Origin of the sequence: Bacillus sp. MYb56 (assembly GCF_002976445.1) — a bacterium.
GTDB lineage: Bacteria > Bacillota > Bacilli > Bacillales > Bacillaceae_G > Bacillus_A > Bacillus_A mycoides.
Genome location: NZ_PCOH01000006.1, coordinates 1 through 22,492, shown reverse-complemented (window position 1 = coordinate 22,492; position 22,492 = coordinate 1). Strand labels below are relative to the sequence as shown.

27 protein-coding genes and 2 riboswitches are annotated in these 22,492 nt (G+C 34.9%); of the genes, 17 read left to right on the top strand and 10 right to left on the bottom strand.

The genetic code is table 11. From position 1 onward, the window contains the following. Positions 1-281 precede the first annotated feature (281 nt). The 4 genes from CQ058_RS09545 (at position 282) to CQ058_RS09530 (ending at position 4,075) form a co-directional block, all read left to right on the top strand. Positions 282-1,574, top strand: a complete 1,293-nt coding sequence (locus CQ058_RS09545; RefSeq protein ID WP_002128934.1) for a GGDEF domain-containing protein — start codon at positions 282-284, stop codon at positions 1,572-1,574. A gap of 149 nt (positions 1,575-1,723) precedes the next feature. After that, complete coding sequence (locus tag CQ058_RS09540; RefSeq protein WP_044442759.1) at positions 1,724-2,854, top strand: serine hydrolase domain-containing protein; 1,131 nt, start codon at positions 1,724-1,726, stop codon at positions 2,852-2,854. 4 nt (positions 2,855-2,858) lie between these two features. Further along, complete coding sequence (locus tag CQ058_RS09535; protein ID WP_105589640.1) at positions 2,859-3,737, top strand: NAD(P)-dependent oxidoreductase; 879 nt, start codon at positions 2,859-2,861, stop codon at positions 3,735-3,737. Positions 3,738-3,742: 5 nt separating this feature from the next. Beyond that, the gene (locus CQ058_RS09530) at positions 3,743-4,075 is read left to right on the top strand and encodes a DUF3909 family protein (RefSeq protein ID WP_002014892.1); all 333 of its coding nucleotides are present in this window, start codon (positions 3,743-3,745) and stop codon (positions 4,073-4,075) included. A 111-nt stretch (positions 4,076-4,186) separates the two neighbouring features. Here CQ058_RS09530 and CQ058_RS09525 read toward each other — a convergent pair whose 3' ends face one another. The 6 genes from CQ058_RS09525 to CQ058_RS09500 all read right to left on the bottom strand — a co-directional run bounded on the left by CQ058_RS09525 (position 4,187) and on the right by CQ058_RS09500 (position 9,220). Further along, the gene (locus CQ058_RS09525) at positions 4,187-4,462 is read right to left on the bottom strand and encodes a hypothetical protein (RefSeq protein ID WP_002014891.1); all 276 of its coding nucleotides are present in this window, start codon (positions 4,460-4,462) and stop codon (positions 4,187-4,189) included. Between the two features lie 319 nt (positions 4,463-4,781). Further along, positions 4,782-5,294, bottom strand: a complete 513-nt coding sequence (locus CQ058_RS09520; RefSeq protein ID WP_105589639.1) for a 1,2-dihydroxy-3-keto-5-methylthiopentene dioxygenase — start codon at positions 5,292-5,294, stop codon at positions 4,782-4,784. Further along, positions 5,272-5,910, bottom strand: a complete 639-nt coding sequence (locus CQ058_RS09515) for a methylthioribulose 1-phosphate dehydratase (protein ID WP_002128926.1) — start codon at positions 5,908-5,910, stop codon at positions 5,272-5,274. Before CQ058_RS09515 ends, CQ058_RS09520 begins: the two co-directional genes overlap by 23 nt. Continuing rightward, positions 5,907-6,566 carry a 2-hydroxy-3-keto-5-methylthiopentenyl-1-phosphate phosphatase gene (locus CQ058_RS09510; RefSeq protein ID WP_002128925.1) on the bottom strand — a complete coding sequence of 220 codons (660 nt, stop codon included), beginning with the start codon at positions 6,564-6,566 and terminating at the stop codon, positions 5,907-5,909. Before CQ058_RS09510 ends, CQ058_RS09515 begins: the two co-directional genes overlap by 4 nt. Further along, a complete protein-coding gene (gene mtnW / locus CQ058_RS09505; RefSeq protein WP_002192620.1) occupies positions 6,563-7,807 on the bottom strand; it encodes a 2,3-diketo-5-methylthiopentyl-1-phosphate enolase in 1,245 nt (414 codons plus the stop codon). Before mtnW ends, CQ058_RS09510 begins: the two co-directional genes overlap by 4 nt. 64 nt (positions 7,808-7,871) lie before the next feature. Continuing rightward, positions 7,872-7,977: riboswitch (SAM riboswitch) on the bottom strand. A gap of 52 nt (positions 7,978-8,029) precedes the next feature. Next, the gene (locus CQ058_RS09500; protein ID WP_105589638.1) at positions 8,030-9,220 is read right to left on the bottom strand and encodes a pyridoxal phosphate-dependent aminotransferase; all 1,191 of its coding nucleotides are present in this window, start codon (positions 9,218-9,220) and stop codon (positions 8,030-8,032) included. Positions 9,221-9,234: 14 nt separating this feature from the next. On the opposite strand from CQ058_RS09500, the gene CQ058_RS09495 reads away from it, so the two are divergent. From CQ058_RS09495 to CQ058_RS09480, 4 genes are all read left to right on the top strand, one after another. Next, the gene (locus CQ058_RS09495) at positions 9,235-10,098 is read left to right on the top strand and encodes a carbon-nitrogen family hydrolase (RefSeq protein ID WP_002131202.1); all 864 of its coding nucleotides are present in this window, start codon (positions 9,235-9,237) and stop codon (positions 10,096-10,098) included. 71 nt (positions 10,099-10,169) lie between these two features. Next, positions 10,170-10,310: riboswitch (SAM riboswitch) on the top strand. A gap of 88 nt (positions 10,311-10,398) precedes the next feature. Beyond that, positions 10,399-11,577 carry an S-methyl-5-thioribose kinase gene (gene mtnK, locus CQ058_RS09490; protein WP_105589699.1) on the top strand — a complete coding sequence of 393 codons (1,179 nt, stop codon included), beginning with the start codon at positions 10,399-10,401 and terminating at the stop codon, positions 11,575-11,577. Next, positions 11,574-12,629: an S-methyl-5-thioribose-1-phosphate isomerase gene (mtnA, locus tag CQ058_RS09485; RefSeq protein WP_105589637.1), complete on the top strand. Its 1,056-nt coding sequence runs from the start codon at positions 11,574-11,576 to the stop codon at positions 12,627-12,629. Before mtnK ends, mtnA begins: the two co-directional genes overlap by 4 nt. A 290-nt stretch (positions 12,630-12,919) precedes the next feature. Beyond that, the gene (locus CQ058_RS09480) at positions 12,920-13,057 is read left to right on the top strand and encodes a YvrJ family protein (protein ID WP_002014881.1); all 138 of its coding nucleotides are present in this window, start codon (positions 12,920-12,922) and stop codon (positions 13,055-13,057) included. 150 nt (positions 13,058-13,207) lie between these two features. Here CQ058_RS09480 and CQ058_RS09475 read toward each other — a convergent pair whose 3' ends face one another. Continuing rightward, positions 13,208-13,984 (bottom strand): 3-hydroxybutyrate dehydrogenase, encoded by a 777-nt coding sequence (locus tag CQ058_RS09475; RefSeq protein ID WP_044442776.1) that lies wholly within the window; start codon positions 13,982-13,984, stop codon positions 13,208-13,210. A 196-nt stretch (positions 13,985-14,180) separates the two neighbouring features. On the opposite strand from CQ058_RS09475, the gene CQ058_RS09470 reads away from it, so the two are divergent. From CQ058_RS09470 to CQ058_RS09455, 4 genes are read left to right on the top strand one after another with little or no spacing between them, the layout of a single operon-like run. Next, complete coding sequence (locus CQ058_RS09470) at positions 14,181-14,513, top strand: PadR family transcriptional regulator (RefSeq protein ID WP_105589636.1); 333 nt, start codon at positions 14,181-14,183, stop codon at positions 14,511-14,513. Next, a complete protein-coding gene (locus CQ058_RS09465; protein ID WP_105589635.1) occupies positions 14,513-15,280 on the top strand; it encodes a DUF1129 domain-containing protein in 768 nt (255 codons plus the stop codon). The genes CQ058_RS09470 and CQ058_RS09465 overlap by 1 nt, the downstream gene beginning before the upstream one ends. Before the next feature lie 13 nt (positions 15,281-15,293). After that, the gene (locus tag CQ058_RS09460; protein ID WP_105589634.1) at positions 15,294-16,055 is read left to right on the top strand and encodes a DUF1129 domain-containing protein; all 762 of its coding nucleotides are present in this window, start codon (positions 15,294-15,296) and stop codon (positions 16,053-16,055) included. 51 nt (positions 16,056-16,106) lie between these two features. Beyond that, positions 16,107-16,379, top strand: a complete 273-nt coding sequence (locus tag CQ058_RS09455; protein WP_105589633.1) for a DNA-binding protein — start codon at positions 16,107-16,109, stop codon at positions 16,377-16,379. Between the two features lie 194 nt (positions 16,380-16,573). On the opposite strand, the gene CQ058_RS09445 is transcribed toward CQ058_RS09455, so the two are convergent. Then, positions 16,574-17,191: an ImmA/IrrE family metallo-endopeptidase gene (locus tag CQ058_RS09445; RefSeq protein WP_016120760.1), complete on the bottom strand. Its 618-nt coding sequence runs from the start codon at positions 17,189-17,191 to the stop codon at positions 16,574-16,576. Between the two features lie 177 nt (positions 17,192-17,368). Here CQ058_RS09445 and CQ058_RS09440 point away from each other — a divergent pair, with 177 nt between their 5' ends. The 3 genes from CQ058_RS09440 to CQ058_RS09430 all read left to right on the top strand — a co-directional run bounded on the left by CQ058_RS09440 (position 17,369) and on the right by CQ058_RS09430 (position 19,688). Next, positions 17,369-17,662 (top strand): DUF3928 family protein, encoded by a 294-nt coding sequence (locus CQ058_RS09440; RefSeq protein WP_002088390.1) that lies wholly within the window; start codon positions 17,369-17,371, stop codon positions 17,660-17,662. A gap of 261 nt (positions 17,663-17,923) precedes the next feature. Then, positions 17,924-18,373, top strand: a complete 450-nt coding sequence (locus tag CQ058_RS09435) for an NUDIX hydrolase (protein ID WP_142396339.1) — start codon at positions 17,924-17,926, stop codon at positions 18,371-18,373. A 139-nt stretch (positions 18,374-18,512) separates the two neighbouring features. Then, entirely contained in the window at positions 18,513-19,688 is a 1,176-nt protein-coding gene (locus CQ058_RS09430; protein ID WP_002128911.1) for an acetyl-CoA C-acetyltransferase, read from the top strand. A gap of 29 nt (positions 19,689-19,717) precedes the next feature. Here the strand turns inward: CQ058_RS09430 and CQ058_RS09425 are convergent, their stop codons facing one another. Continuing rightward, positions 19,718-20,443 (bottom strand): AAA family ATPase, encoded by a 726-nt coding sequence (locus CQ058_RS09425; protein ID WP_002165131.1) that lies wholly within the window; start codon positions 20,441-20,443, stop codon positions 19,718-19,720. A gap of 10 nt (positions 20,444-20,453) precedes the next feature. Then, positions 20,454-20,723 carry a hypothetical protein gene (locus CQ058_RS09420; protein WP_105589698.1) on the bottom strand — a complete coding sequence of 90 codons (270 nt, stop codon included), beginning with the start codon at positions 20,721-20,723 and terminating at the stop codon, positions 20,454-20,456. A 146-nt stretch (positions 20,724-20,869) separates the two neighbouring features. On the opposite strand from CQ058_RS09420, the gene CQ058_RS09415 reads away from it, so the two are divergent. Together CQ058_RS09415 and CQ058_RS09410 are read left to right on the top strand one after the other, a co-directional pair. Next, positions 20,870-21,598, top strand: coding sequence for a DUF4184 family protein (locus CQ058_RS09415; protein WP_105589631.1), 729 nt, complete (start codon positions 20,870-20,872; stop codon positions 21,596-21,598). A gap of 36 nt (positions 21,599-21,634) precedes the next feature. Next, positions 21,635-22,393 (top strand): hypothetical protein, encoded by a 759-nt coding sequence (locus CQ058_RS09410; RefSeq protein WP_105589630.1) that lies wholly within the window; start codon positions 21,635-21,637, stop codon positions 22,391-22,393. Positions 22,394-22,492: the final 99 nt, after the last annotated feature.

Below are 22,492 nucleotides of genomic sequence, written 5' to 3'. Positions count from 1 at the left end.
AATATAAAATAAATGTAATATACTCTACTTACATTTTGTAAGTTATTGAATTTAAGAATATAATACCTTTATTTTAATTGTCAAGTTTTAAATAGTAAGGCAGGGCATTCATACAAACGATACAATTCATATAATCATACACTAAAAAAGGAATTTCCAGAGCAGATAAGCGAAGATAACATTCTCAATTAGCTTGTTAATATGAGTTCCTCACAATTCTTTATAAAATGATTGTGAGGAATTCAGTAGAACAAGATATATGAAGTGAGTGAAGACTAGTGATGAACATACTACATTTTTTATTAGAGAATACTGTTTTCCAAAATGTATTACAAGATCTTCAGTTGAATGTCCTTTATATAGAAGATGGATGTACACATCAACAAACGATAGAAAACGTCCATCCAAAATGTATGTTTATAGCAAATAGTTTTGAAGAAGGAGAAATATTGTTTCATAGAACTAGACCGCATATTGTAATTATGTATGTAACAGATTTTGCTCAAATAAAATATATAAAGAATATATATAATTCACAGAGCACATTCATTATCATTTGGGATCAACAGATAGACAATCAGTTTGCAGATTTACTACTGTTAGGAATACGTAATATTGTTATAGCACCAGTAACTCCACAAGTGGTACTAGAGGAAGTGAATAAGAGTTTATATCAACTTTCTTTAGTGCGGCAAGTAGGTTTACAACAAGAATTGCTTCAAACGATGTTTGATTTTCAAAATGATTTATTGTTTATAGTAGAAGATGATGAGATTGTTGATTGTAATACGAATTTTTTACAATTCTTCGGACATGATAATTTATTTACGTATCGTGAACAACATTTAGTGTTTGCAGAACATCTTATTAGAGAGAACGGATATTATTCGACGACTCACGATATAACATGGCTGGATGATACTTTATCAAATGGAAGAAGAATTAAAATGTACAATTATGAAGGAGAAGCATTTACTTTTCTATTACGTGCGACACCATTACCAGAAGATTTATCGCGATTTATAGTAAAATGCACAGAGATTACAGAATTAGATGAAATCTATCAAGAGCAAGAAAGATTGGCTATGATAGATTCATTGACAGAAATATATAATCGCTTGAAATTCCAACAAATATTGGAGACAGAGTGGGAGAATGTATTACGTAATGATGAAAAAGTTGCACTTATTTTGTTTGATATAGATAATTTTAAATCAGTAAATGACACATATGGTCATGATTTTGGCGATTTAGCATTAGTACAACTTGCAGATCTTATGAAATCTAAAGTTGAAGATCAACATGTATTTGCAAGATGGGGAGGAGAGGAATTTATAATATTAGTGACAAATACGGTAGAAAAAGAAGCGTTTCAAGTTGCGGAATCATTGCGATTTTTCATTGAAACAAAGCATTTCTCTGGAATTTCGAAATTAACAGCGAGTTTTGGAGTTGCGTTATATGAGCAAGGGATTACAAGAGAAGAGTTAATGCAAAGAGCGGATATTGCGTTATATGAAGCGAAAAAAAATGGGAAAAATCAAGTATGTATATATAGAAAAGAAAAAATGTGATTTTTCGCAACAAATTGTTGCGATTTTTTTTTATTACTTGATAATAGAATATGGGGGACCATTTTAACCGAGAAGCTCCCACTTCAAGTAAGCTCGCAAGAGAGACTAAGTGGTGGGTAGTTCACATGAAGTAATTACGGAGGAACAATATGATAAAAAAAATAATGGTTATGGCTTCACTGTCTGCTGTAGTTTGCGGCGGAGTATACTATTTTCTCTATAGTCCCGATCCAAAGGAACAAGCAGTATTAACAACAAAGGTAACTCCTGCTATTGAGTCAGAGGTACAGGATAATATAGAAGAAGTACAAAAAATTGATTATGCTAGTATATCTCAAAAGTTAGATCAGTATTTAGTAGGAAAGCAATTTAATGGGACCGTTTTGGTGACAGATAAAGAGCATGTTATATTGAATAAAGGATATGGATATGCTGATGTTCAAAATAAAATAGAAAATACGCCTCAAACAAAATATCGTATCGGTTCTATTACGAAAACAGTTGTTGCTACATCCATTCTACAGTTACAAGAACAAGGGAAGTTAAATATCCAAGATAATGTAAATAAATACATTCCTTCATTTCCAGCAGATAAAAATATCACGTTATATCATTTATTAACACATACCTCTGGTTTGCCTGAACATGCCAAAGGAAATGTGAATGCAGCCTCCCGTTTACAGTTAATTAATTGGATTGGACGTCAAAATGTAGAATTTCCTCCAGGAACAGGTTGGAGGTATACAGATTATAATTATATGGTGCTTGCTTTTATTATAGAAAGTATATCGAAAAAGCCTTTAGGAGATTACATAAAGGAGAATATATTTACAAAAGCAGAGATGCATGAATCGGGTATGGGAAATATGGTACCTGGAGATAAAAGCTTCACGAAGGGTTATGTGAAGAAAGACCAAGATCTTGTACCAGCACAAAAATTAGGAATGGACTGGTTATATGGATCGGGTGAGATGTATACGACAGTAGGGGATATGAAAAAATTAGATGAAGCGATTATAAATGGGAAGCTTCTTTCTGAACAAAGTATACAAGCGATGTTTACACCTTCAGCAGAGAGGAAATATGCATTTAGCTTTTACATATATCCTGATTTTTTCCATAACCATGGTGTATTATCTGGTTGGAATACGTTTAATAATTTCAATAAAGAAAAAGGAACGTTTGTTATTTTATTCTCAAATGTGAAGAATAGTTTGGATGATGATTTTAATAAGGAATTTCGGAAGATGGTAAATGATTTATTAGAACAAAGGGGATGAGAAGATGGAGAATAAAAATTTATCAATAGGTTTCATCGGTATTGGTGTAATGGGAAAAAGTATGGTACATCATTTAATGCAAGGCGGTCATAAAGTATATGTATATAATAGAACGAAAGCGAAGGCAGCTTCTTTAGTGCAAGAGGGTGCGACTTGGTGTGATACACCGAAAGCGTTAGTAAAGCAAGTTGATGTTGTTATGACGATGGTTGGTTATCCTCATGATGTAGAGGAAGTGTACTTTGGGATTGATGGAATTTTAGAACATGCAAATGAAGGTACGATAGCAATTGACTTTACAACATCTACACCAACATTGGCAAAACGTATTAATGAAGTTGCGAAAAGCAAGAATATATATACATTAGATGCACCAGTATCTGGCGGGGACATTGGGGCTAAAGAAGCAAGACTAGCAATTATGGTTGGTGGAGAGCACAGAATATATGATATTTGCTTACCTCTATTTGAAAAACTAGGAACAAATATTCAGTTGCAAGGCCCTGCTGGGAGTGGACAACATACAAAAATGTGCAATCAAATAGCAATTGCTTCTAACATGATAGGCGTATGTGAAGCGGTAGCATATGCGAAAAAGGCTGGACTTAATGCAAATAAAGTATTAGAGAGTATTTCGACAGGAGCAGCAGGTAGCTGGTCATTAAGTAATTTAGCTCCTCGAATGTTAAAAGGAGATTTTGAACCTGGCTTTTATGTAAAGCATTTTATGAAAGATATGAAGATTGCTTTAGATGAAGCTGAAAAATTACAATTACCAGTACCGGGTTTAACCCTAGCGAAGGAATTGTATGAAGAGCTAATCGCAGATGGAAAAGAGAATAGCGGAACACAAGTATTATACAAAAAGTATATAAGGGGGTAAATGGAATGGATCTCCAAAAGTTTGACGAGATGATTGATGCTGTGCAGCGAGCAACTTGTGTACAGATTAATGATAAGCAAAAAGAAGCTTTTAAACAAAAATACGATTTTGGACCAGATTTTGAATATGGAAGAGATGAGAAAGGGCATTATGTTATCCGAAGCTCGAAAAAGATGTTAGAGGAAATGGAGTTTTATTTGGCATTGAAATATGATCGGGATGGAATTGTCCTTTATATGCATGCTGAGATTGAAGGGACATGTCATGTATCCGTTAGCTACAGTGAAGATGCACTTCATTTGCAAGAATTGTTTCAATTTCTAGAAGAAAATAAATAAAAAGTCCTCATTTGAGGACTTTTTATTTATTTAGGCAGGCATAATATTTAAGTTGGATAATTTATCCCGCTATTTGTGGGCAGTAAAACTCCCACTGATTAAAGTTTCACTTTATAGGCTGGAAGCGCGGCGGCATCGTTCAATTGGGAATGGAATAACTTGGGCAATGTGATTAGGGCCGAGCTGTTTTGCGCGAGCATGGCGTAGTATATAAAATGCGCACAGAATAGAAACAGGAATAGCACCATATAAACCGAAAAATAAAGCGCTTACACATGATGCAACAAAACCTAAAACACCAACTTCTAATTCTTCCATAATAGCTCCTAAAATGACAGGAATAGCTCCGCATGTAACTCCTAGTATAAGTGCGATAAGTAAACTCATGATTATCCCCCTCTGTTTGCAATATTCTTTTCCTTCTTATTAGTTGTAGTATATCATACGTAAAACAGAATTTTCAGAAAAATTTCAAAAAAAGTTCAATAAATGTTCAAAAAAAATTCCGGAATATACTTGATAAAGTGGAATTGTGATTCGAGATATTTGATTTAAACAAACGAAAGGGAAAAATCATTTTAGTAAATAAAAAATCAGGCTTACTTCAATGTTATGAAATAAGCCTGGTCCATAGGAGGATGTATATATGTAGAGTGAATAAAAGGTTGGAAAAGGGGTTCCAAGTTCTTTTATTCAACTAGCTACCTTAATAAATTGGAACCCAACCTTCTGTTGTAACAAAAATACGAATAGCTACAACTTGGCGATCATCTTGTAAGGTGAAATAGTGTCTTGCATTTTCAGGCACAGATATAAGATCACCAGGCTCGAGTTCAACGTCAAAGAATCGACCATCTTTTCCTTCAATAGCGAAGATGCCATGACCGCTGACAATAAAGCGAACTTCATCGTCAGTATGATGGTGTTCTTTTTGGAAATTAATTAATAACTCGTCAAGGATAGGTGTGCTATTTGAAAGTGAAATCACATCATATGCTTTATAACCTCTGCGCTCTGAAACATCAGCAATTTCTTTTGAAAACAACGTTAATATTTCAGCTTTGTTTTCATCTGTTAAGGAGTAATTTTCTTTTAAATGAGTAGGAAGTTTAGAAATATTCCATTTCTCATATAAAACATCTTCTCCTTGTAGAAAGTTTGATACTTCTACTTCATTTTCAATACGAGTATTTTCCTCATGAATACGAATTTGCGCCATTAGAAACGCCTCCTTGAATTGATAATAATTTTATATGAAATTGGAATAAAAACTCATAAGCTTCTAATCTTTTTTTTGCATCAAAGCTATCACGGCCCCATACGGTAATGCCATGGTTTCGAATTAATACTGCTCCTGAATCTCCTTGTATATGCTTTCGGAATTTCTCTCCAAGCGTCGGGATATGAGCATCATTTTCGATAATAGGAATGTTAATCGTTGCACCTTCTTCCCAAATATCAAGAGCTTTAATAATCTCTTGATTTTGAAGGGTAACTGCATCACTATACAAATTTGTGATGACATTGTTATCAGTTGTATGAACATGAAGTACGCACCCGGCGTTCGTATTGTTATAAATATGTGTATGCAATATTGTTTCTGCCGAAGGGCGTAACTCAGTTTCTAAAACGGGAACTCCTTGATGATTTACTAATAAAAAATCATCTGGAGTGGTTTTGGTTTTATCTTTGCCACTTGCTGTAATAAGAAAAGTAAGGGGATCATGACTGACTTTTATAGAAATATTTCCACTCGTTGCTGGAAACCAATTCCGAGTTGTTAATTCTTTTTTAATTTCACTTAAGTCATACCATTGACGAAAAAGTTGTTTCATAATTTCACCTCCAACAAATGTTTTAGTTCAGCTAGAACATCGTGAAATGTTTCAAACGGTGTATAAGCAATACGATTTTCTTCACACTTTGTAATAAGGAAGTCACGGGCGAATACTTTATCTGCTTGTTTTGTTGCTTGTAAATCAGTAATAGAATCTCCAATCACAATATGAAAATCATCTTTAGAGCTTAGTTTACGAATTAATGATGATTTACAGAGACCACAACTATGCTGACATTGCTCGTCACAAGGGTGCGGCCATTTCACTTCAACAAATTCTCCTGAAAAGTCAGTTGCATTACAATAAATTTGTTCTTTAGGGATTATTTCTTGTAAGAGTGGATAGACGAAGAAATCCATTCCACCTGATATAACGTAAAAGGAAATGTTATTTTCATTAATGAATTGTATGAATTCATGAAAACCTGTACGGATTTCAGCAGTTTCTTGTAAAAACTGAATAATATCATCGTGTAGATTAATAGGTATTAATCGAAATAATTGAGAAACACCTTCTTGAATAGAAAGTTCTTGCGATAAAATTTTTTGCTTTATTTCCTCTGCTTCTGGTGGTGCGAATTTTTCCATAATGGACATGATATTATCGTTATTTGTAATCGTACCATCGAAATCACAAAATACTTGAATACTCATAATTTCACCTCATGAGAAGGATTTCCCCATATTTGTAGTGCGCTATGCAAATTTATTTCATCCACTTCATGGAGTGGTTTACCTTGTAAAGTAGCTTCAATTGCAGCACGGAAAGCTTTGCCACCACCTTGGGCTCCATTTGGATGCCCATGAATCCCGCCGCCGGCATTAATAACAACATCCTTACCAAAATCTCGTAAAATAAAGGGAACGAAACCAGGATGAATTCCAGCAGATGGAACAGAAAAACTTTTCTTGAAATAGTGGTCTTCCTCAGTTAATGCTTCTGTAATGAGAAGAGCTTCCTCTTTTTCTAATGCAACGTTGCCGTATGGTGATGGGAATAAAGAGAAATCAGCACCAGCGTAACGTAGTAATTTTCCAAGTAGTAATGGAGAAGAGAAACCGTATAGTTTCGATGATGAATATGCGCCACTTACAGCAGGGTGTGCCATAATAGGAATTGGAATTTCATCGTCTTCTACAAGTGCTTGCAGTACATCTAATCCATAAGAAAATACATTAAATAAAAGAATGTCTGCTCCAGCTACCACCGCACGTTTCGCGTTTTCTTTTAAATCATAAGTTCGACCTGTTAAATTTACTGCGTATAAAGTTTTATGCCCGTAAGTTTCGTATACAGATTGTAAAACTTCTTTCCCAGATTCAATTCTTTTTATAAGTGGTGTTAATGAGTTTTCGAATAAAATTTCATCATCTTTTACAATATCTACGCCTCCAATTGCCTGATCGCGTAGTTGAGTTTTTAAATATCCAATATTCCGTCCTATCATCCCTTTGAAAATACTCATTAGAAGAGGTCGATCTTGAACTTGTAAAAGGTTTCGGATGCCTTCAATTCCAAATTTTGGTCCAGGAAACTGTTTCTTTAATTCGTCTGAGAATGTTAAATCAATTAGTTTAATTTCTCCATCTAACGAAAGTTTTCCAAATGTTGTTGTCAAAATGGCTGGTAAGTCAGGGCTAAAGTTCAGCGATGGATAATGAATTTTAATGAGTCCACGTGATACTTTTTTGCCAAGGTAAGAGTTAATATGTTCTTGTTCGTCTAACGTTTCAATATGAATGACATTGCCTTTATGTTGTTTTAATTGTTCTTGTAATAAGTGTGGTAAATGAGTCCATGAACCAATTGTTAAACCGATTGCAATTTGTTCTGCTTTCTTTTCTAAGTTGTGAGAATCATCGTGGATTAAATATGTCGCTATAATTCCGCTCATTGTTATAACCTCCTAGTTAAATAAAAAAACCTCTCAGCTAAGGAGAGGTTTTTTTACAACCAGCTCCTTATCTGTCAGCGTAACGCTGCGAGAATTAGCACCGTGTCTACAATTGTAGATCGGTTGCCGGGTTTCGTCGGGCTCGTCCCTCCACCTGCTCTTGATAAGAAGTATTTAGAAATGTTTAAATTTTTAAGATAACTGAATTTTGTCAGATATTTTTTATGTTGTCAATGACTTTTTGAAAAAATTTAATTTATCAATTCGATTAATTGCTTCTCGTAATCTATCTTCTGTATGCAAGAGACCAACACGGACATACCCTTCACCGTGCTCACCAAATCCAACACCAGGAGCAACTGCAACGTGTGCTTTTTCTAGTAAAATGTCAGAAAATTGCTCAGATGTATATCCTTTTGGAACAGGAAGCCATGCAAAGAATGATCCTGTTGGAATGTTTACTTTCCAACCAATTGAGTGACAAGCTGAAATAAGAGCATTTCTCCGAGATTCATAACTATTAACAAGATCTACCACACAAGACTGCGAGCCTAATAGTGCTTCGCGGGCAGCATCTTGAACTGCACCAAAAATACTAACATACATATGATCTTGCAATAGGTTAATAGTTTCGATGACACTTGCATTTCCTACTGCAAAAGCAATACGCCATCCAGCCATATTGAAAGTTTTCGATAAAGTGTAAATCTCAATACCTGTATCTTTAGCGCCGTCTGCTTGCAAGAAACTAACAGGCTTTTGACCATCGAATCCGATAGCACCGTAAGCAAAATCATGAACAACTAATATACTATGTTTATTAGCAAAATGAATGGTTGCATCAAAAAAATCTTTTGATGCAGTAGCACCGGTAGGGTTATTTGGATAGTTTAAAAACATTAACTTTGCTCGCTCCGCAACAGAGTCATCAATTTTTGTATAATTCGGTAAAAAATTATTTTCTGCAATAAGCGGCATTGTTTCAAATTGTGCTTTTGCTAAAGCAACTCCTGATAAATAATCTGGATAGCCTGGATCTGGAACGAGAATAGTATCACCAGGGTTTGTAAAACAAACTGGTAATTCTACTAATCCAGCCTTTCCTCCAAACAAAATAGCAACTTCAGTTTTTGGATTTACTACTACATCATATTCACGTTGATAGAATGTTGCCACGGCTTCTTTTAAGCTTTCGTGTCCGCGAAATGGCGGATATTTATGATGAATGGTCTTTTCAGCAGCATCTTGTAAAGCTTTAACGATATGCTGCGGTGTTGGTTGATCTGGATTACCTTGACCTAGATTAATAACATCGTGACCAGCTGCAACGACTTTGTTAACTTTTGCAACAAGTGAAGCGAAAAATTGTGTTGGCAATGATGTTACTATCTCAGAAGGTTGAAATAATTTCATACTTTCCACCTCTTTTGAAAGTTGTTACAATTCTAGTGACAAATGATATAATCTTTCCAGTATTTTGTAAAGAAAAAAATGAGAATGGGGCTGAAAAAATGAAAGTCGCATGTATTCAAATGGATATTGTCTTTGGAGATGTAGAAAAAAATATTGAGAACGCTAAAAAAAAAATAAGTGAAGCGATGAAAGAAAGACCAGATGTTATCGTCTTACCAGAACTATGGACAACAGGATATGATTTAACGAGACTTTCTGAAATTGCAGATACGGATGGATTAGAAACGAAAGAAAAGTTGAAAGAATGGTCGAAGCAATATGGTGTACATATTGTTGGTGGTTCCATAGCAAAGCAAACAGAGCAAGGGGTTACAAACACAATGTATGTTGTAAACAATGAAGGGAATCTAGTCAATGAATATAGTAAAGTACATTTATTTCAGCTGATGGATGAACATAAATATTTAGTTGCTGGTAATGAGACAGGTGAATTTAAGTTAGATGATGTAGAGTGTGCTGGTACAATTTGTTATGATATTCGTTTTCCAGAGTGGATGCGCGTTCATACTGCTAAAGGTGCAAAAGTTTTATTTGTTGTAGCAGAATGGCCATTAGTACGTTTAGCACATTGGCGTTTGCTTTTACAGGCGAGAGCAGTTGAAAATCAGTGTTATGTTGTTGCGTGCAATAGAGCAGGAAAGGATCCGAATAATGAGTTTGCAGGTCATTCTCTAATTGTGGATCCTTGGGGTGAAGTTGTGGTAGAGGCAAATGAAGAGGAATCAATTTTATTTGGAGAACTTAAATTCGAGAAAATTAAAGAGGTACGTAAAGGAATTCCGGTTTTTGCAGATCGTCGTCCAGAATTATACAAATAAAATGTTGACAAGTGATTTTTATTCTTGGTATAGTCTTCATCATAAAGTTAAAAATTCTAAAAATTATAAAACTCTTATCAAGAGCAGGTGGAGGGATTTGGCCCGATGAAGCCCAGCAACCGACCGTAATACCATTGTGAAATGGGGCGTTTATGACGCCAAAAGGCACGGTGCTAATTCCAGCAGAAAGTAAACTTTCTGGCAGATAAGAGGGGAGAAGATAAACTTCAAACCTCTTTCTTTGTGGAAAGGGGTTTTTCTATTTTAGAAAAACCTCTGAATGAAAAGGAGGAGAAGACGATGGGATATTATTCATTAACTGAAACAACAGCTATACAATATGCGAAAGAACACGGTTATTTTGAAAAGAAAGCAAATGTAGATTGTCATGAAATTGGAGATGGAAATTTAAATTACGTGTTCAAATTAGATGATGGAGAGAAGTCTATTATAATAAAACAAGCACTGCCATATGCGAAAGTAGTTGGTGAGAGCTGGCCACTGTCTATAAAAAGAGCGACGATTGAAAGTAAAGCATTACAAATTTTTGCGAAGTATGTGCCAGATTATGTTCCGGTAGTGTACAGTCATGATGAAGAGTTAGCAGTTACAGTAATAGAAGACTTATCAAGACTAACAATTACAAGAAAAGGATTAATAGATGGAGAAGGATATCCACTTTTATCCCAGCATATCGGTCGTTTTCTAGCACATGTTTTGTTTTATACTTCAGATTTCGGTTTACAGTCAGAAGAGAAAAGGGTACTAGAAGGTACATTTGTAAATCCAGACCTTAGTAAAATTACAGAAAATTTAGTTTTTACGGATCCATTTGGACATTATGATACGAATGATTATGAGTCAGATTTACAGTCAGTGATTGATGAACTTTGGAGTGACAAAACTTTAAAGCTAAAAGTAGCACAATATAAATATAAGTTTTTAACGAGAAAAGAAGCGCTTATTCATGGTGATTTACATACTGGTAGTATTTTTTCATCACCTTCTGAAACGAAAGTGATCGATCCAGAATTTGCAACGTACGGTCCATTTGGATTTGATATCGGTCAATTTATTGCAAATCTATTATTAAATGCTTTATCTAGAGAAGAAGAAAAGAGAAGTGTACTATTTTTCCATATAGAAAAGACATGGAGTTATTTTGTAGAAAACTTTACGAAGTTATGGATTGGAGAAGGTGTAGAAGCATATACGAAAGAAAAACAATGGTTACCAATTATTTTGCAAAATATCTTTACTGATGCCGTCGGATTTGCCGGATGTGAACTGATTCGTAGAACAATTGGTTTAGCTCATGTAGCGGATTTAGATGGGATAGCAAATAAAGAAAATAGAATTCAAGCTAAAAAACAAGCGTTATCCTTAGGTAGAGAACTAATAAAATATGAAGCCAAGTGTGCTGATATTCAACTGTTTCGAACATTATTTCAACAGACAGTTGGAGGCGTAAAAGCATGAGTACAATTATTACTATTCCGAGATCTGTAAGTTGGAAAGGCGATGCAATTGCAGTATTAAATCAAACAAAGTTGCCGCATGTCACTGAATACAAAACATTAACGAATATTGAAGATGTATGGAAAAGTATCATTATGTTAGAAGTACGAGGAGCGCCTGCAATTGGAATTGTAGCTGCGTTTGGTTTGGCGCTTGTGGCAAAGAAATACGATGCTATAAATATCTATGAGTTTCAGAAGAAGTTTAATAGAGATTGTAACTATTTAGGAACATCACGCCCGACAGCAGTCAATTTATTTTGGGCAATCGATCGTATGAGAGAATCTATTCGAGAGATTACTACAATAAAAGAAGCTCAAAAAATATTAGAAGAAGAAGCGCTTCATATTCAGCAAGAGGATGAAATGGTGTGCCGAAGTATTGGAGAACATGCTTTAACATGTTTTAAAGACGGTGATAAAATTTTAACAATTTGTAACGCTGGAAGTATTGCAACTGCTAGATATGGAACAGCATTAGCCCCATTTTATATTGGGAAAGAGAAGGGTGTGCGTTTACATGCGTATGCGTGTGAAACGAGGCCTGTTTTACAAGGTGGTCGTTTAACGACATGGGAATTGAAACAAGCAGACATTGATGTAACGCTTATTACGGATAATACTGCAGCACATGCAATTCGAACGAAAGAAATTAATGCGATTATCGTAGGGGCAGATCGAATCGTTGAAAACGGTGATACTGCTAATAAAATAGGAACATTAAATTTAGCTATATTAGCAAAGTATTTCGGTATCCCATTTTACGTTGCAGCACCGTTATCTACATTTGATACTACGAAACAAACAGGTGCTGAAATTGTCATTGAAGAAAGAGATGAAACAGAAGTTACGAAAATTTTTGGGAAACAAGTGGCGCCACTTGGAACGCCTGTATTTAACCCTGCATTTGATGTAACACCGCATGAATTAATTACGGGGATTATTACTGAGAAAGGTATTTTACGTGGAGATTATAAGCAAGAAATTACATCATTATTTGAAAAAATAAGCTAACTGCTCAGTCGCTATATAAAAAAACGGTAGAAAAGCATGTTTTTAAATGGTCGAGAGGGACTGGCTATGTATAGGAGCGGTAAGTGCCTGTTCCTACCACGCGCAACGTTTTAAAACAAAGAAAGGTAGCAAGGTGTAGGACTATTTGTATCTTCATGGTAGCAATCTATATGCTGAAAAATGAAATGTATGGCTGAGTAGTTAAAAAACAAGCTAATAAAAAATAGCTTGTTTTTTATGCCTTAAGTCTTCGTTTCCTCTTATTTATGTAATGAAGGGAGGAGAGAAAGATGGAAGAGTGGATCGGGATGATAGGTAATGTGGGCTTTCCAATTGTTGTAACGCTATATTTACTACATCGCATTGAAAGTAAATTAGACGGCGTGATTGTAGCAATTGAGAAGCTCCCTAAACAATTACTAAAGTAGGAAGATCCTCGCGATAGAAAGTAAAATAAAGTTTGCTCGCGAAGAGCAAACTTTATTTTTTATCCCGCATTAACGGGCAGCAAAAGCCCGATTGGTGAAGGCTAATAATTAGTGGGGATGAACAAAACCCCCACTGATTAAAGTTTCACTTTATTGAGCAGTATAACCACCATCGATAACGACAGCTTGACCAGTTATACCTTTTGCTTTTTCACTCGCTAAAAACATAGCATAATCAGCAATTTCTTGTACTTGTAGCAAACGTTTCTGTGGTACAAGAGGATAAATGACATCTTCTAAAACATTTTCAAGTGGTACATTTCGCGTAGTTGCTAAGTCTTGTAGTTGATTTCGTACAAGAGGGGTATCAACATATCCGGGACAAAGAGCATTTACAGTAATTCCATGAGTTGCTCCCTCTAAAGCAGCAACTTTTGTTAATCCAATTACACCATGTTTCGCACTATTATAGGCAGCTTTTCCAGCGAATCCAACAAGTCCGTTAATCGAAGCAACATTAATAATACGACCATATTTTTGCTTTTTCATAATCGGAAAGGCATGTTTGATGGCGATAAATGGAGCGATTTGCATAATTTTAATAAGAAGCTCGAATTTATCAGTTGGAAAATCTTCAATCGGTGAAACATGTTGCATTCCTGCGTTGTTAATTAATATATCTAATGAGCCGAAGTGAGTAACTGTTTGAGAAATTGCTGCTGTAATTTCTTCTTCAGATGTAACGTCACATTTTAAACCAATGGCTTGATAGCCTTCTTTTTGCAATTGTTCAGCAGCTTCTTTCGCACGTTCTTCAAGACGATCACTAATGACAACTTTAGCACCTTCTTTTGCGAAAGCACTTCCCATTTCATAACCAATACCGCTCGCAGCACCTGTTAAAAAGACAACTCGATTTGTAACCATGATGAAAAACACTCCTTCATAATAAAAGTTCTCTTATTGCTCTATTTAGAGAGGTGATAATAAAATTCCTGCAAACATTTGGAAAAATATTGCTAGCTATCTTGTTTTGCAAAGTAGCGTTTGCTATACTATTTTGTAAAGCAAGATACTTACGCTTATCTATCTTGTAAAACAAGATAGTGGGAGGATTTGAAATATGTCGATAAGTCAAATGTTGAAAGGGATTTTAGAAGGATGCTTACTTGCTATTATTTCTGAAGGTGAAATATACGGTTATGAAATGAGTGAAAGATTAGCGAAGTATGGTTTCACAATGGCGAGTGAGGGAAGTATTTATCCGTTATTAATACGAATGCAAAAGGAAGGATTAATAACAAGTGTAATGAAGGAATCTCCATCTGGTCCAAAGCGAAAATATTATACATTAACAGAAAAAGGCGAGGAAGCACTGGATGAATTTATGGATCGCTGGGAAGCGATGCAAAGTAGTGTAGAGCATCTACTTGAAGGGAAGGGGAGAAAAAAATAATGTTATCAAATGAAGCGCGAAATTTTTTATTAGATATGAGATTGTTTTTAACTGCAAAGAGTGTGAAAGAAAGCGATATTGAAAGCTTTTTAGAAGATGCAGAGTTGCATTTAATAGAAGGTGAGGGTGAAGGGAAAAGTGTAGAAGATATTTTCGGAAGTTCACCGAAAGAATACGCGAATGAACTTGTAAAAGTGATGGAAAGGGATAGAAAGGAAAATTGGAAGCAAATTGGTTTTACGGTAATGAATATCGTATCGTTTTGGTTTATTGCTTCTATCTTAATAGTGAATAATGGAATTCTACAGACTTCACTTATTCAGTGCATTGGCTATAGCTTTACATTGATCGTAGCTGTAATGGGTCCTAATTTTCTGCTTAGTAAAATGACATTTGTAACAAGTTTTACAAAAACGTGGTTTTCCATGTGGTTTTTAGTCATGATTGCGCCAATGTTTTTATTAGGAGCAGTTCCGATATTAGATATGATATATCCTACAACGATGTTTACGTTGACTCTAGTCCAAAGTTATATATTAGCTGGAGGGATCTTTATCCTCACGGTAGCTATAAATATATATTTTGAAGGATGGTTTAAAAATTTATATTTAATTATTCCGATTTTTATTATGTTAGTTTTTAAAACGTTCACATCGGAAGATCTCGTGCCAATGTTATTTCAAATTATATGTTTATACGGAAGTTTGTTTATTTTAATCTTCCTTGAAATTATGATGAAGGCGAATAGAAGAGAAACGGTTAATTAAGGGAGGGGTTTTAATGCAAGTTTCTAAAGAGGGAGAAAAGTTTTTAATTGATACGAAAGTGTATTTAATTACGAAGGGAATTAAAGAAGGAGATGTAGATGCTTTTTTAGAGGATGCAGAGCTACATTTAATAGAAGGTGAGAAAAAAGGAAAGACGGTAAGTGATATATTTGGTGATTCGCCAAAAGCGTATGCGGAAGAATTGGCAAAAGAGATGGAGAAGGATAAAAGCGGGAGTATAAAGACTATTTTAGGAATGATAATTGGGATAGGTGGATATTGGTTACTTACAAATATTTTATTTGAAAGTCCGAATCATGAATTTACATTAACGAATGTACAATTGATTGGGTATCCAATTGTTTTAATGATTACTATTGTGTGTATTATTTTTGCTTTTAAGATGTCATCATTTAAAAGCAAAATAAAAGAATTTAGCATTATTTATGTAGCAGCTTTGCTACCAATTTTATTACTAGTATTATTAATGTTTATGAATAAATGGTATGGGACACCTGTATTGCAATTAACTACTATGCAAAGTTATATACTAGCTGGAATTGTCTTATTAGTGTTGTTAATTGGTGAAGTTTTTATACTTGGATGGATTGGAATATTAGCTGTTATCGTACCGCTATTAATTATGTTTGTATTTAAAGAATTAGGGAAGCAAAACCCATATTGGGGAATATTAGAGCCTTTACTTCTGTACGGAAGTTTGTATGTATTAATGCGATGGTCTTTGCAAAATGAGGAGAAAAAAACTGTAAGCTAGCTTTATATTAATAGTGCACGAACTGAATTTTTTATTAAGGGGGGAACAAATATGCAAAGTATATTTCTAGGTATATTGTCTATTGTATTTTTAGGTTTAACGATTTTTGGGCTATATACTACCTTTTCGAAAAAGGTACATGATGACTATTTCGATACTTTACTAGATGACACATCGGGTTATGTTTTGTTCTTCGGTTTAATAGGAAAAGGGCTGCTCTGGATATGCAAAAAAGTATTTCAAAAGAAATATTATATAGGGATTTTTAGAGGGATTACGTTTATCTTTAGTTGTATGTTTTTATCCCGCATTAACGGGCAGTAAAACTCCCATCTCAAAATTCGGATGGAGCAAAGAAGTTAGGTGGGAGATCAACTGCCCGTAAACGCCCGATTGGTTCAACTAATAATCAGTGGGGGATGAACAAAACCCCCACTGATTATAGTTTCACTTTATTTCTAGCAGCCGAAATCTGGTTTGTTGATTTGAATATATTGTTTTAAACAGTAACAATATCGTTACTGTTTTTTTCTTTGTAATAAAGGACTTTGTAAAGAGAGCGCTTTTTGTTCATTTGTTAATAATGAATTGATGTGAACGTTATTAGGGCTAGGGACTATAGGGTACATAAGGTTCGATGGTGAATGGTGATGTTCAGAACCGGTTGGAGAGTGGGGATCTGCGTGCGTAAGTTTTCCATGAATTCGTCTTGTAAATAAAATATGACCAATTTCGTGAGCGAGGGTGTATATATTTTTCATTGGAGCAGCTGAGTTTGTTAAAACGATGTAACCAGTAAGTTGTTGTTGTTTCGCTAGAGAGTAAGCGCAAGCGATTACTGCGGTTTCTTTGAAATAATCACTACCAATATAACAAATATAAAGGTCGCATTCAGGAGCTTCGTTAACACAAGTTTGAAAAAAAGATGATAATTTTTCCTGACTTTGAATGGAGTTTTTATAACTAATTTCCCGATTAGAAAAACGGAAAAGCTCGTTTAGTACAATTACTTCTTTAATTTTAAATGTAATGGGATGCCAAATTGATTCTGCAACTGCTAAATCTTTTGCAATACGGTCGTCAGAAATATCGGCGCCTGGAGTAATGCAAACACATATATTAACGTATGAATTCATAAGGAACACCTCAAATGAAAAAATTCTTTCTATAATATATGTGGGGGAAAGGTCCTATGTATGGATAAACGCCTTGTTTATTACACGAATATATAGACTATAAGTCGAAAAAATTTCATAGTTCTATAACGTAGTATGGTCATCTTTTTGATATAGTAAAGAAAAGGGGGAGAATATATGTATACATTAAAAATCGTTTCAGACAGAGAAGCTCTGTATCAATTTGCGAGCTATGTAAGAGTTGTGCAAGGGGTTGAAGATGTATATGTAGAGGTGGGAGAACCTTTATATGAACATCCATTAATGAAGTTTTATGTACATATTACAATTGAAGAAACATATGATCAGCATAAAGCATTGCAAGAAATAGCTAGATTAGTAGAATTAGGACGTTTTACATATGTCCATTATCATAATGAGGAAATTGAAGAAGCTTTTGAAGTTGTAAAATACGAAAGCTTTAAGAAATAAAGTGAAACTTTAATCAGTGGGGGTTTTGTTCATCGCCCACTGATTATCAGCCCTCACCAATCGGGCTTTTATGGGCAGCCCGATCCCCACCTAACTTCTTTACTTTCGCTGAATTTTGAGGTAGGGGTCTTACCGCCCGCAAATAGCAGGATAACGGTAAAAAAAGGAAGTGGAAGCTTCCTTTTTTATTGAAAATTACAGCAACAAAAGAAAGAGAATTTTGTTATGATAAGGAAGGGTGAGGAAAGGGGAGTTTACATATTGGGGTATATTGAAGAGTTACGCAAAGTAGTTGGTATGAGACCACTTATTTTAGTAGGATCAGCAATTATTATATTAAATGATAATCAAGAAGTATTGCTTCAATATCGTTCAGATACATATGATTGGGGCGTACCTGGTGGGGCAATGGAACTGGGAGAAACGACAGAAGAAACTGCTCGTAGAGAATTATTCGAGGAGACGGGACTAAACGCGAAAATTATGCAATTTCTTGGCGTTCTTTCAGGAAAGGAAGTTTATTTCCGTTATCCAAATGGAGATGAAATTTTTAATGTGATTCATCTGTATCAGGCACATCATGTAAGCGGAGAATTAAAGCTCGATCATGAAGGGTTAGAACTTCAATATTTTCCAGTAGATAAGTTACCAAAATTGAATGAAACGACAGAGAAGATATTACAAAAATTCTTATACGCATTGACAGAATAGAAGGTTAATTCCTTCTATTTTTATTATATTAAATATTTTGATTTTTTGGTATGTTTATAGTATGATAATTTTAGACATACAACTTATGGAATTTCACCTAAAAACTTACTAGGGTACATAAGAGAGGGGCAAGTACAAAATGCATAATGTTGTCATTACAGCTGCAGTTCGTTCACCAATTGGAACTTTCGGAGGAGCACTAAAAAATATAACACCAGTAGAATTAGCTGTTCCTGTACTTCAGGAAGCTGTAAAAAGAGGCGGAGTAGAGCCACATGAAGTTGATGAAGTAATTTTAGGTCATTGTATTCAAAGAACTGATGAAGCAAATACGGCAAGAACAGCTGCATTAGCGGCAGGATTTCCTGACACAGTTACTGGTTATACAATTCAACGTCAATGTTCTTCAGGTATGCAAGCAATTATGTCTGCTGCAATGCAAATCCAATTAGGTGTAAGTGATATTGTTGTTGCAGGTGGAGTAGAAGCAATGAGCTCGAGCCCTTATGCATTGAAACAACACCGCTGGGGACAACGTCTACAGCACGGAGAAATTCGTGATACGGTGTGGGAAGTTTTAGAAGATCCGATTCACCATATTATGATGGGTGAAACAGCGGAAAATTTAGTTGAACAATATGAAATTACAAGAGAGGAACAAGATGAAGTTGCGCTTCGTAGTCATACATTAGCGCTGCAAGCGATGGAGTCTGGATACTTTGACGATCAAATTGTTCCTATTACAATAAAAGAACGTAGAAAAGAAGTTGTATTTGCGAAGGATGAACATCCACGTGCAGATATTACAGCTGAAAAATTAGCAGGATTAAAACCAGCTTTCCGTAAAGACGGATCAGTAACTGCAGGGAATTCATCTGGTCTTAATGACGGAAGTGCAGTTCTAGTATTAATGAGCGAAGAAAAAGCAAAAGAAAAAGGCTTACAACCGTTAGCTCGAATTGTTGGATACTCAGTAGCGGGTGTAGATCCGAAAATTATGGGTATTGGACCAGCACCAGCAATTCGTAAAGGATTAGAAAAAGTAGATTGGTCATTAGAAGATGCAGATTTACTTGAAATTAATGAAGCTTTCGCTGCACAATATTTAGCTGTAGAGAAAGAGTTAGGGTTAGACCGTGAGAAAGTGAATGTAAACGGTAGTGGTGTAGGACTTGGACATCCAATTGGTTGTACAGGAGCTCGTATTACGGTAAGTTTAATTCACGAATTAAAAAGACGTGGATTAGAGAAAGGTATTGCCTCTCTATGCGTTGGAGGCGGTATTGGAGTAGCTTTATTTATAGAAGCATTATAAAAAAGAGGCAGCGATTGCTGCCTCTTTTTTTATGACTCAAATAAGTGATGAAATAATCGATCGCGATTTTCAAAGAAAAGTTTCGTCGTTTGGTAATGCTCCGTTTCTTCTAATGTCGATTCGTGAATTCCTTCTTGAGTTAAAGAGTATATAGTAGATTCAGGATAAGCCATTAAAATGGGAGAATGCGTTGCGATAACAAATTGTGAACCTTGTTCAGCTAGTTCGTGCATGCGAATGAGCATTGAAAGTTGTCTCATTGGGGATAAAGCTGCCTCAGGCTCATCTAAAATGTATAAACCTTGTCCTGAAAAACGATTCATAAATAATGAGAAGAAGGATTCGCCGTGTGATTGTTCGTGAAGTGAAACGCCGCCATAAGATTTTATAGCATCTATTTCATCGATATAAGAAGCAACGTTATAAAATGATTCAGCGCGAAGAAAGAAACCGTCGTTTGGTGTATTGAAACTTTTTGAAATTCGAAGATATTCATGTAAAGATGAATGGGAATCGTTTGTGCTAAAACGGAAATTCTTCGTTCCACCTTCTGCATTAAAACCTAAAGCAATTGCAATTGCTTCCAGTAATGTTGATTTACCTGTCCCATTCTCTCCAATAATGAATGTTACATTTGGGTGGAAAGCTAGTGATTGCAAAGTTCGAATAGCGGGTAGACAGTAAGGATATGCGGAAAAGCTAGGGATATTTTCTTTTTTTAATGTGACATTTTTTAAAAAGGGTACGTCAATCAATATATAAACCTCAATTCATAACGGATTTTGATTCTAAAAAAGCGGCAAATACTAATGTAATACAACTTGCTAATAGTACTGTATATTGAAGTGCGCCAAAACCGAGACCTTCCCAGCCGAAAGTCATTCTCTTCCATATGAAAATGAAAAGAACGCTCATAAAACCAAAGAGGGCAGGCATATATTTTATAATTTTCAAGTGCTTCCATAGAAAGAAGCCAATGTATGTACTTAAAAACAAGGTAGACAGAACAAGAAAAAATACAAGTGTTAACGACACGTAATCCCCCTTATTTTCTGAATATTTTATGTGAATTATAACATTTAAACTATCATATTCCAATGTGAAAATAAATATTGCATAGAGATTATTCATGTCGTTATGATAGTATGTATTCTATTGGAAATATGAAGAGGAGTATTAATATGCCGTTTACATTCGCACATCCAGCAGCTGTTCTCCCTTTTGCTAAGAAACATTCTAGTTATATTTCGGTGACGGCTCTTATATTGGGTAGTATGGCACCTGATTTTGAATATTTTTTATATTTTAGGCCATACGGTATTATTGGCCATACATGGGTTGGTTTCTTCTATTTGAATTTACCACTCGTTTTTTTATTAGCATATGCATATCATCGTATTTTAAAAGGACCGTTTATAACACATTTACCTAAGCCTTTTGCTAGTTACTATAAATATGTAGTAGATGCGAAGTGGGGGCTGTATACTTGGAAGAATTTTTTTGTATTTTGCTATTCTGCTTTATTCGGTATGGTGACGCATGTCGTTTGGGATGCTTTTACTCATAAGACAGGCTATTTTGTTATGGAAATGCCGCTGTTACAGCAAGAAGTATATAGTATTCCAATTTATAAATTTTTACAGCATGGGAGTACATGTTTTGGTCTACTATTACTAATATATGTACTATGGAAATATAGGAGGGAAACTGATCAAGATACTAGTTTAACTGCGGAAAAAAAGAAATATTGGGCTTCATCTATCGTTGTGGCGGTCATTATATTTATCGTTCACGCGTTATTAGACCCCTATTTTCATATTTTCCAAATAGGAGGTATAATAGTATCTGGACTGACAAGTTCGTTTTGTGGACTTCTTATTGTTTCTATAGTTTACAAATCAAGGGACTAATTTATATTAATGAATGATAGTGTTAGGAGAAATTAAATGATGAAAGCATGGAAAATTATTTTTGTTTTATGCAGTTTTCTTCTTATGTTAAGTGGTTGCTTCCAGCAAGAAGAAAAGAAGGCAGAACCTAAAAAGAAAGAATCTATTCCAGAAACAAAAGAGTATGGTGGGCGTGAGCTTAAAAAAGTAGGACAAAAAGTGAAAGAAAAAGGGTGGGGGACATTTGAATTAGAACAGATTCATTCTGTGAATCAGACATTTGAAGTAGCCCCAATGAAAATTCACGTACAAGATGTTAAAGTTATCTCATTATCACAAATGAGCAAAGAGGCAAAAAATACATTGAAAGTGTATACTGCATTAACTCCTGAAGAAGTAAAGCGTAGATTGGGAGATAAAGTGAGTCAAGAAGATGCTGAATTATATGCATCGTTAAGTGGAACAGAGATTAGCGATACGATTCGGTATGTTGAAATTACATATAAGGTAGAGAATAGTGGAGATAAGAACATGCAATTTTTCTCTATGAATGATGTTGCTATAAATGACAAACAACATTTTAATGTAGCGACTCAAAACTTTTTATATGATGAAGATACGCTCGTTGGTACAAAGAGTGTTTCAAGGGAAGATTATAGGCCTGGTGAGACACGAGAAGGAATTATCGGTTTAATACTTGATGATGGAAAAGAAAAAGTAAAGGATATTAAGTTTACGACAGATGATTTAGCAGCAGGAGACACAAATGAAGCTGTTAAAGAACCGCAAACTTTTAATATTTCACTCTCTAAATAAAGTGTCTTTATAATAATTTAAGTAAAAACAGTCAGCATAAAAAGTGAAGTGCACCCCAATTGTTAGACACGGTCTAACAATTGGAGGTGCATTTTTTAT

Coding starts and splice junctions, on each gene's coding strand:
- CQ058_RS09545 (WP_002128934.1), top strand. CDS start 282: ATGAACATACTACATTTTTTATTAGAGAATACTGTTTTCCAAAATGTA.
- CQ058_RS09540 (WP_044442759.1), top strand. CDS start 1,724: ATGATAAAAAAAATAATGGTTATGGCTTCACTGTCTGCTGTAGTTTGC.
- CQ058_RS09535 (WP_105589640.1), top strand. CDS start 2,859: ATGGAGAATAAAAATTTATCAATAGGTTTCATCGGTATTGGTGTAATG.
- CQ058_RS09530 (WP_002014892.1), top strand. CDS start 3,743: ATGGATCTCCAAAAGTTTGACGAGATGATTGATGCTGTGCAGCGAGCA.
- CQ058_RS09525 (WP_002014891.1), bottom strand. CDS start 4,462: ATGAGTTTACTTATCGCACTTATACTAGGAGTTACATGCGGAGCTATT.
- CQ058_RS09520 (WP_105589639.1), bottom strand. CDS start 5,294: ATGGCGCAAATTCGTATTCATGAGGAAAATACTCGTATTGAAAATGAA.
- CQ058_RS09515 (WP_002128926.1), bottom strand. CDS start 5,910: ATGAAACAACTTTTTCGTCAATGGTATGACTTAAGTGAAATTAAAAAA.
- CQ058_RS09510 (WP_002128925.1), bottom strand. CDS start 6,566: ATGAGTATTCAAGTATTTTGTGATTTCGATGGTACGATTACAAATAAC.
- mtnW (WP_002192620.1), bottom strand. CDS start 7,807: ATGAGCGGAATTATAGCGACATATTTAATCCACGATGATTCTCACAAC.
- CQ058_RS09500 (WP_105589638.1), bottom strand. CDS start 9,220: ATGAAATTATTTCAACCTTCTGAGATAGTAACATCATTGCCAACACAA.
- mtnK (WP_105589699.1), top strand. CDS start 10,399: ATGGGATATTATTCATTAACTGAAACAACAGCTATACAATATGCGAAA.
- mtnA (WP_105589637.1), top strand. CDS start 11,574: ATGAGTACAATTATTACTATTCCGAGATCTGTAAGTTGGAAAGGCGAT.
- CQ058_RS09480 (WP_002014881.1), top strand. CDS start 12,920: ATGGAAGAGTGGATCGGGATGATAGGTAATGTGGGCTTTCCAATTGTT.
- CQ058_RS09475 (WP_044442776.1), bottom strand. CDS start 13,984: ATGGTTACAAATCGAGTTGTCTTTTTAACAGGTGCTGCGAGCGGTATT.
- CQ058_RS09470 (WP_105589636.1), top strand. CDS start 14,181: ATGTCGATAAGTCAAATGTTGAAAGGGATTTTAGAAGGATGCTTACTT.
- CQ058_RS09465 (WP_105589635.1), top strand. CDS start 14,513: ATGTTATCAAATGAAGCGCGAAATTTTTTATTAGATATGAGATTGTTT.
- CQ058_RS09460 (WP_105589634.1), top strand. CDS start 15,294: ATGCAAGTTTCTAAAGAGGGAGAAAAGTTTTTAATTGATACGAAAGTG.
- CQ058_RS09455 (WP_105589633.1), top strand. CDS start 16,107: ATGCAAAGTATATTTCTAGGTATATTGTCTATTGTATTTTTAGGTTTA.
- CQ058_RS09445 (WP_016120760.1), bottom strand. CDS start 17,191: ATGAATTCATACGTTAATATATGTGTTTGCATTACTCCAGGCGCCGAT.
- CQ058_RS09440 (WP_002088390.1), top strand. CDS start 17,369: ATGTATACATTAAAAATCGTTTCAGACAGAGAAGCTCTGTATCAATTT.
- CQ058_RS09430 (WP_002128911.1), top strand. CDS start 18,513: ATGCATAATGTTGTCATTACAGCTGCAGTTCGTTCACCAATTGGAACT.
- CQ058_RS09415 (WP_105589631.1), top strand. CDS start 20,870: ATGCCGTTTACATTCGCACATCCAGCAGCTGTTCTCCCTTTTGCTAAG.
- CQ058_RS09410 (WP_105589630.1), top strand. CDS start 21,635: ATGATGAAAGCATGGAAAATTATTTTTGTTTTATGCAGTTTTCTTCTT.